Genomic DNA, 6,918 nt, shown 5'->3' on the forward strand with positions numbered 1-6,918 from the left:
CTCCTCAGTTGGCGCTCTGCGTCGGGGGGTGGCCGCCGCCCAGAGGGGGCAGCGCGGCGATCCGGTCGACGGCCCCCGCAAGGACCTCGGGGGGCAGGAGTCCGGGCCCCCGGCTGCGGGCGAAGTCCGCGAAGGTCTCCGCCGTCGTGTACTTCGGCTTGTATCCCAGCGTCTCGCGCATCTGGTTCGTCGCCACGACCCTGCCGTGCGTCAGCAGCCGCAGCTGCTCCGGCGAGAAGTCCGTCATGCCCAGGGTACGCACCGCCGTGCCCGCCCAGGTGAGCGCGGGCAGCAGCAGCGGCACCGTGGGCCGGCCGAGGCGCCGCGCGCACTGCGAGAGCAGCAGCACACCGTCGCCCGCGATATTGAACGTGCCGCTGTTGAGCGTGCCGCGCTCGGGCTCGTGCGAGGCGAGCCGCAGTACGTCGATGACGTCGTCCTCGTGCACGAACTGCAGCCGCGGGTCGTAACCGAACACGGTCGGCAGCATCGGCAGCGAGAAGTACGAGGCGAGCGGCGAGTCCGCGCTCGGCCCCAGGATGTTCGCGAACCGGAGCACGCACACGGCGACATCGGGTCGCCGGCGCGCGAACCCTCGCACATACCCCTCGACCTCCACCGTGTCCTTCGCGAAGCCGCCGCTGGGCAGTGACTTGGGCGGCGTCGTCTCGGTGAACACGGCCGGATCACGCGGCGCGGACCCGTACACGTTCGTACTGGACTTCACGACCAGCCGCTTCACGGTCGGCGACTTCTGGCAGGCGCCCAGCAGCTGCATGGTGCCGATGACGTTGGTCTCCTTGACCGTGGTCCGGCTGCCGCTGCCCAGCGCCGTGCCCGTCACGTCCATGTGCACGACCGTGTCGACGGAGTGCTCGGCGAGCACCCGCGCGATGGTGGGCTGCCGGATGTCGGCCTGCACGAAGTCGGCGCCGCCGAGATGGTGCTCGGGCGGCACGGCGTCCACGGCGACGACCCGGTCGACCTGCGGATCACGCTGGATCCGTCGTACGAACCGGCCTCCCAGCTGTCGGGCCACTCCGGTCACGAGCACGACCTTCCCCAAGATCAGCGCCTTCCTTCCAGAAGTTCCAGAAACTGGACGTAGCTCCGCTCGTACCCTGCCGGGTTCCCCGTGTGCCGCCAACCTAGCGGGTCGATGTTGCGCTGTGATGACCGCCCGATGCACGAAGTGACGACAGCCACAGACGTACGATCAGACCAAGCCATTCGGCCTACAGGCGCACGCACACTCATGCGGCCGGGATACGACTGTGGCCCCCCACCAGTCGGCGGGGGGCCACAGTGCGCGCTTGGCGGCGCCGCTTACTTCTTGTTGCGACGCTGAACGCGAGTGCGCTTGAGCAGCTTGCGGTGCTTCTTCTTCGCCATCCGCTTGCGCCGCTTCTTGATAACAGAGCCCACGACTACCCTCGCTCACTTCTCTTTACTCGGTGCTGGGCTGCATGGGCCCACACGACCTATGAGGGGCCAGCCTACCGGTCCGAGCTCCGAGGGCGTAATCGAGGGCAATCGAGGGGTTCCGGGAGATCTTCGAACGGTCTCCCGGAACTCCGTCAGGCCGTCTCCACCCCCACATAGCTCTCGCGGAGGTACTCGTGAACCGCTTGCTCCGGCACCCGGAAGGACCTCCCCACCCGGATCGCCGGCAGATGACCGCTGTGCACCAAGCGGTACACGGTCATCTTCGACACTCGCATCACCGAGGCGACTTCCGCCACGGTAAGGAACTGAACCTCGTTCAGAGGCCTCTCGCCTGCAGCCATGACACACCTGAACCTTCCGCACTCGACGGCCACCGGCTTCCCCTTCCGGTGACTCTTCGTCGTTGCGTGCTCACTCCCCAATGTAGGGGCGGGTGATGCGAGTGGGGAAGAGGGGATGGCATCGGCCGCCTACTGTGACAGACACGCTCGATTGAGTACATAGCGAGTAAGCGGTCGGTAGTAATCAGACCGCACAGCGTCATCAAGCGGAACGACGACGGACACCTGCCCCTCTGCCTCTCCGACGAAGAGCGCAGGATCGTCCGTATCGGCCAGCCCCATCGCCTCAAACCCCAGCTGACCTGCTCCGCAGACCCAGCCGTGGTCCCCGATCACCAAGTCCGGGAGCGGCCCGCCACCCTCCGCCGCGGCGGTCAGAACGGTCCGAACCGGGAGCGGTGAGTGGGTGTGTGCGCCGGTCGCACGACCGGTGGCCCGCACGCCGGGTTCGCGCACCAGCGCGACGCCTTGTACGTAGTCAAGGTTGTACGTGCGTAGTCCGAACCGGGTCGTTATGTCGACACAGCTACCCTGCGCGGGGGTGAGGACGGTACACCCCGCCGCCGACAGGGCGTCCGCGATCGCGGCGTAGAACCCGAGCAGCCGGTGCGGGTGACCGGTCCCGAGAAGGACCGTTTCGCGACGGCGGGCGACCTCCCCGAGCCGTTCCGCGAACGCGTCGAGAGCCGCCAACGTCAGCTCAGGATCGATCACATCATGCCCTGAGGTGTGCGACGGATCGGCCGAGACCCCGCACTTGTCGGCCATCAACTCAATCAAGTCGCGCTGCCGCCAGGTGTATTCGGGGTCCAGCCCGAGCAGCACACGGGGATCACGGGCGGCGAAGAGCCGATAGCTGCGCAGGCTCTCCTCGCGTGAGGTGGCCACGGGCCCGGCCAACCGGGCGGCCAGCAGGTGTGCACGCAATGCTCCGGTGCTCAACACGACAGCGATGCTGACGCATTTGCCGGAGGTTAGCCCCGAAAATCCGGAAAAGGCCGCACAGTTGGCGTAATGGAGATCTTTGGCCCGCCCCTACGGCAACAGCCCCCGCAGCGGAAACACGGCCCGTCGAGTAGCGACCACAGCCTGGTCGAGCCGATCGGCCGGGTCATACCCGGACTCCCACCCCTTCCAGGACACCGGCCACCGTCCATCAGTCATCCGCACCGGCGCCAACTGCCGCGTACGAGCGAACACTTCCTGCCGCCAGCTCTCGGGAATCACCGTCTCGGGCTCGAGGGGCCGCCCCGCCGCGACGGCGACAAGATGCGTCCAGGACCGCGGCACCACATCCACCACCGCGTAGCCGCCCCCGCCCAGCGCGACCCACCGCCCGTCCGCGTACTCGTGCGCCAACTCATGACAGGCGACCTGCACAGCCCGCTGCGCGTCGAGCGACACGGCCAGATGCGCGAGCGGATCCTCGAAGTGCGTATCGGCCCCGTGCTGCGTGACGAGCACCTGCGGCCGGAAGTCGGCGATGAGCTCGGGCACCACGGAGTGAAAGGCCCGCAGCCACCCCGCATCCCCGGTCCCGGCGGGCAGGGCCACATTGACGGCGGATCCCTCCGCGCTGGAGGCGCCCGTCTCCTCCGGCCACCCTGTCTGCGGAAACAGCGTCCGAGGATGCTCGTGCAACGAGATCGTCAGCACCCGCGGATCCTCCCAGAACGCCGCCTGGACCCCGTCCCCGTGGTGCACGTCCACATCCACGTACGCGACCCGCTCGGCGCCCAGCTCGAGCAGCCGCGCGATGGCCAGCGAGGCGTCGTTGTAGATACAGAACCCGGACGCGCCCCCCGGCATCGCGTGATGCAGCCCGCCCGCGAAGTTCACCGCGTGCAGCGCGTCCCCGCGCCACACCGCCTCGGCGGCCCCCACGGACTGCCCGGCGATCATCGCGGACACCTCGTGCATTCCGGCGAACGCGGGATCGTCCATGGTCCCGAGCCCGTACGCGGTGTCGGCGGCCTCCGGATCGGCGGACGCGGCCTTGACCGCCTCGACGTAGTCCTCGCGGTGCACGAGCCGCAGTGTCGAGTCCCCGGCCGGCTTGGCCGCGACCACGTCGACCTCGCGATCGAGCCCGAAGGCGTCGACCAGTCGCCGGGTCAGCGCCAGCCGGATCGGATCCATCGGATGATCCGGACCGAAGTCATAGCCCGTTACTGCCTCGTCCCACATCAGCTGTGCGCGGCCGCTCATGCTCGTCACCGTATCGGTCCGGTTCGGCATTGAACGACCTGGCGTACCCCAAGGTCACCAGGACCAGCACCATCGGTACGAGCATGGCACCCCGGTAGCTCCAGGCGTCCCCCAGCGCCCCCACCAGCGGCGAGCCGATCAGGAACCCCACGTAGTTGAAGATGTTGAGCCGGGCGATGGCGGTGTCCGACGCGCCGGGGAAGAGCCGTCCGGCCGCCGCGAAGGTCTGCGGCACGATCACGCACAGCCCGAGGCCCAGCAGCGTGAACCCGAGCATGCCCACCCAGGCTCCGGGCGCGAGCGCCACCACCGCGAACCCGAGCGCCGCCACCACCGCCCCCAGCCGTACGACGGCCACGGCCCCGAACCGCCGCACCCCGAAGTCCCCGATCGCCCGCCCCAGCAGCGTCGTCACCATGTACACGTTGTACGGAACGGTCGCCAGCTGCTCCGAACTGCCGAGCACGTCCTGGAGGTACTTCGCACTCCAGTTGGAGACCGTCGAGTCCCCGATGTACGCGAACGTCATCACCAGGCAGAGCGGCAGCAGCAGCTTGAACACGACGGGCCCGGCCTTGCCCGCTCCACCCTGCTCGACGGGGGCGCCCCCGTCGACGTACCACCGACTCCCCACGAACGTGGCCGGAAGCAGCACCAGCACGACCGGCAGATACGACACGAACAGCGACAGATGCCAGTGCGCACCCGCCCACGCGACCGAGGCGCCCATGATCCCGCCCAGGCTGTACGCGGCATGGAAACCCAGCATGATGCTGCGCCCGTACGTCCGCTGAAGGCTCACCCCGAGCATGTTCATGGAGGCGTCGAGTCCGCCGACCGCGAGGCCGAAGGCGCCGAGCGCGACCGCGACCTCGACGAGGTGGTCACCGGCCCCTACACCGAGCAGCGCGAGCAGCACGACGGGCTGGGACCAGCGCAGCAGCCGACTGGGCCGGACGCGCTTGACCAGGTGCTCCGTCGTCACGCTGCCGACGCCGGCGAGGATGGGCACGGCCGCCAGGAAGGCCGGCAGCAGCGCGTCGGATATCCCGTAACGGTCCTGGATGGCCGGGATGCGCGTCACGAGCAGCGCGAAGGTGGCGCCCTGAGCGAAGAAACTGAACGCCAAAGAGGCCCTACCGCGCCGCAGCACATCTGTCATGGCGGCGAGCGTAGGGCCCCGGCTTACCGGTGGGTAGATCAAGCCGAAGATGAATTTTGCTCAGCTCTTCGGCGTGGATCGTTCAGCCGGCGTCGTTCAGCGGCGCGTCTCGGCCTCGGCGGCGAGCTCGGTCTCCAGCATCTTCTCCATCGGGACGACGGCCAGGCGCCCGCTGAGCAGGAAGGCCAGGGCCATCGCGCCCACCATGACGACCGTGCCGAGCCAGACCATGGTGTCGATCGGCAGCGTGTACGCGCCCACGACCCGCGCCACGCACTCACCGAGCAGCGCCACACCCCAGACGAGGGAGAAGACCCGCTCGGCCTTCCGGAACCGCTCGGAGCCGGCCATCAGCCGATCCCACGCGGCACCCTTGGCCACGTCACCCTTGACGAGGAACGGCTTCATCGCCTGCGTCATCATCGGCCTGCCGAGCTTCACGGACACCAGGATCCCGATGCCGACCGCGCTGCTGACCCCGCTGTCCTTGGCCAGCATCAGCCGCGGGTCACCGGCGACCAGGCTGAGCGCCAGCCCGACGACGTTGACGAAGAGGATCAGCCCCGCCAGGGCGTTCACCTTGCGCTCCGTCACCACACTCCACACGGTGCGCAGGGCGGGCACCACGCTGCTCCAGCCGAGCGCCGCCATGGTGCTCATGCCGAACCCGTTCCTCAGCAGGTAATACGACCCGACCGGCACAGCCACGTCCAGGATCAGCGGCAGGAAGCTGGGCCGGGCGGAGGCCGCGCTGTCCGCGGTGTCCGTGCTGGTGGCTTCGGTGCTGATCTCGGTGGCGGTAATGCTCATGATCGGGTCCCTCCGTCGTCACTGTGTACGTCCCGTTGCGATGTACTCAGCTTCGCGGTCGGACCCCGTCCGCCAACAGAAACGATCGTCCGGAGCTCCGCATGACAAATGTCAGTGCCAGGCCAAGGAGACCGTCATACGAGCAGGTCAGCCAACTCCCCCAGATCTGAGAAGAGTTGAGTGGCACCGACGAGCCTGGCCGCGGGCGTCATGGCCGTGAACCCGTAGACGTCCATCCCCGCCGCGTTGGCCGCCCGCACCCCCAGCGGACTGTCCTCGACCACGACACACTTCTGAGGCCGTACGCCCATCCGCTCGGCCGCGTACAGAAAGAGATCCGGCGCCGGCTTGCCCCGCCCCACGTCCTGCGAACTGAAGACCCGGTCCTCGTCGAACCACCGGTCAAGCCCGGTCTTCCGATGCCCCACCCGGATCCGCTCATGACTCCCGGAGGAGGCCACGCAGTACGGCACTCCGTCCGCGGCGAGCTTCTCCAGGACCTGCACAGCACCGGGTACCGGCTCCAACTCCCGCTGGAATGCGGCGAAGACGCGCGCGTGGAAGACATCGTCGAAGTCCGCAGGCAGTCGCTGCCCGGTCCGCTCCTCGACCACATCGTGTACGCGGTGCATGGCCGCGCCCATGTAGTCGTGGAGGGACTCCTCGTACGACGTGGGGTGCCCCAGCTCGGTGAGGTACGCGGCGAGCAGCGTGTTGGAAATCGGCTCGCTGTCCACGAGGACGCCGTCGTTGTCGAAGATGACCAGGTCATAGCGCATGCTGCAACTTTAAAACGAAGCGACCCTAAACGCAGAAAACCCCCTTGCCGAATGGCAAGGGGGTTTTCTCTACAATGAGTTCGGCGGCGTCCTACTCTCCCACAGGGTCCCCCCTGCAGTACCATCGGCGCTGTGAGGCTTAGCTTCCGGGTTCGGAATGTAACCGGGCGTT

General features: G+C 68.1%; 8 protein-coding genes and 1 rRNA gene. All 9 read right to left on the bottom strand.

Features of this window, described 5'->3' with window-relative positions; genetic code table 11:
* Positions 1-4: 4 nt before the first annotated feature.
* The gene (locus AB0D27_RS38300) at positions 5-1,066 is read right to left on the bottom strand and encodes an NAD-dependent epimerase/dehydratase family protein (RefSeq protein ID WP_362518224.1); all 1,062 of its coding nucleotides are present in this window, start codon (positions 1,064-1,066) and stop codon (positions 5-7) included.
* Between the two features lie 260 nt (positions 1,067-1,326).
* Complete coding sequence (locus AB0D27_RS38305) at positions 1,327-1,425, bottom strand: AURKAIP1/COX24 domain-containing protein (protein ID WP_003948845.1); 99 nt, start codon at positions 1,423-1,425, stop codon at positions 1,327-1,329.
* 152 nt (positions 1,426-1,577) lie between these two features.
* On the bottom strand, positions 1,578-1,787 hold the full coding sequence (locus AB0D27_RS38310; protein WP_093781815.1) for a helix-turn-helix domain-containing protein: 210 nt from the start codon (positions 1,785-1,787) through the stop codon (positions 1,578-1,580).
* A 129-nt stretch (positions 1,788-1,916) separates the two neighbouring features.
* Entirely contained in the window at positions 1,917-2,732 is an 816-nt protein-coding gene (locus AB0D27_RS38315) for a phosphatase (protein ID WP_362518227.1), read from the bottom strand.
* Positions 2,733-2,822: 90 nt separating this feature from the next.
* Positions 2,823-3,995 (bottom strand): acetoin utilization protein AcuC, encoded by a 1,173-nt coding sequence (locus AB0D27_RS38320; RefSeq protein ID WP_362518230.1) that lies wholly within the window; start codon positions 3,993-3,995, stop codon positions 2,823-2,825.
* Positions 3,946-5,157, bottom strand: coding sequence for an MFS transporter (locus tag AB0D27_RS38325; RefSeq protein ID WP_362518233.1), 1,212 nt, complete (start codon positions 5,155-5,157; stop codon positions 3,946-3,948). The genes AB0D27_RS38320 and AB0D27_RS38325 overlap by 50 nt, the downstream gene beginning before the upstream one ends.
* Before the next feature lie 96 nt (positions 5,158-5,253).
* Positions 5,254-5,967, bottom strand: a complete 714-nt coding sequence (locus AB0D27_RS38330) for a VC0807 family protein (protein WP_362518236.1) — start codon at positions 5,965-5,967, stop codon at positions 5,254-5,256.
* Between the two features lie 134 nt (positions 5,968-6,101).
* Positions 6,102-6,746: an HAD family hydrolase gene (locus AB0D27_RS38335; RefSeq protein ID WP_362518239.1), complete on the bottom strand. Its 645-nt coding sequence runs from the start codon at positions 6,744-6,746 to the stop codon at positions 6,102-6,104.
* Positions 6,747-6,824: 78 nt separating this feature from the next.
* Positions 6,825-6,918: ribosomal RNA gene (gene rrf, locus AB0D27_RS38340) — 5S ribosomal RNA — on the bottom strand; the annotation flags it as partial.

Origin of the sequence: Streptomyces sp. NPDC048415, assembly GCF_040651675.1 — a bacterium.
In the GTDB taxonomy this organism is placed as follows: domain Bacteria; phylum Actinomycetota; class Actinomycetes; order Streptomycetales; family Streptomycetaceae; genus Streptomyces.

Coding starts and splice junctions, on each gene's coding strand:
- AB0D27_RS38310 (WP_093781815.1), bottom strand. CDS start 1,787: ATGGCTGCAGGCGAGAGGCCTCTGAACGAGGTTCAGTTCCTTACCGTG.
- AB0D27_RS38320 (WP_362518230.1), bottom strand. CDS start 3,995: ATGAGCGGCCGCGCACAGCTGATGTGGGACGAGGCAGTAACGGGCTAT.
- AB0D27_RS38325 (WP_362518233.1), bottom strand. CDS start 5,157: ATGACAGATGTGCTGCGGCGCGGTAGGGCCTCTTTGGCGTTCAGTTTC.
- AB0D27_RS38330 (WP_362518236.1), bottom strand. CDS start 5,967: ATGAGCATTACCGCCACCGAGATCAGCACCGAAGCCACCAGCACGGAC.
- AB0D27_RS38335 (WP_362518239.1), bottom strand. CDS start 6,746: ATGCGCTATGACCTGGTCATCTTCGACAACGACGGCGTCCTCGTGGAC.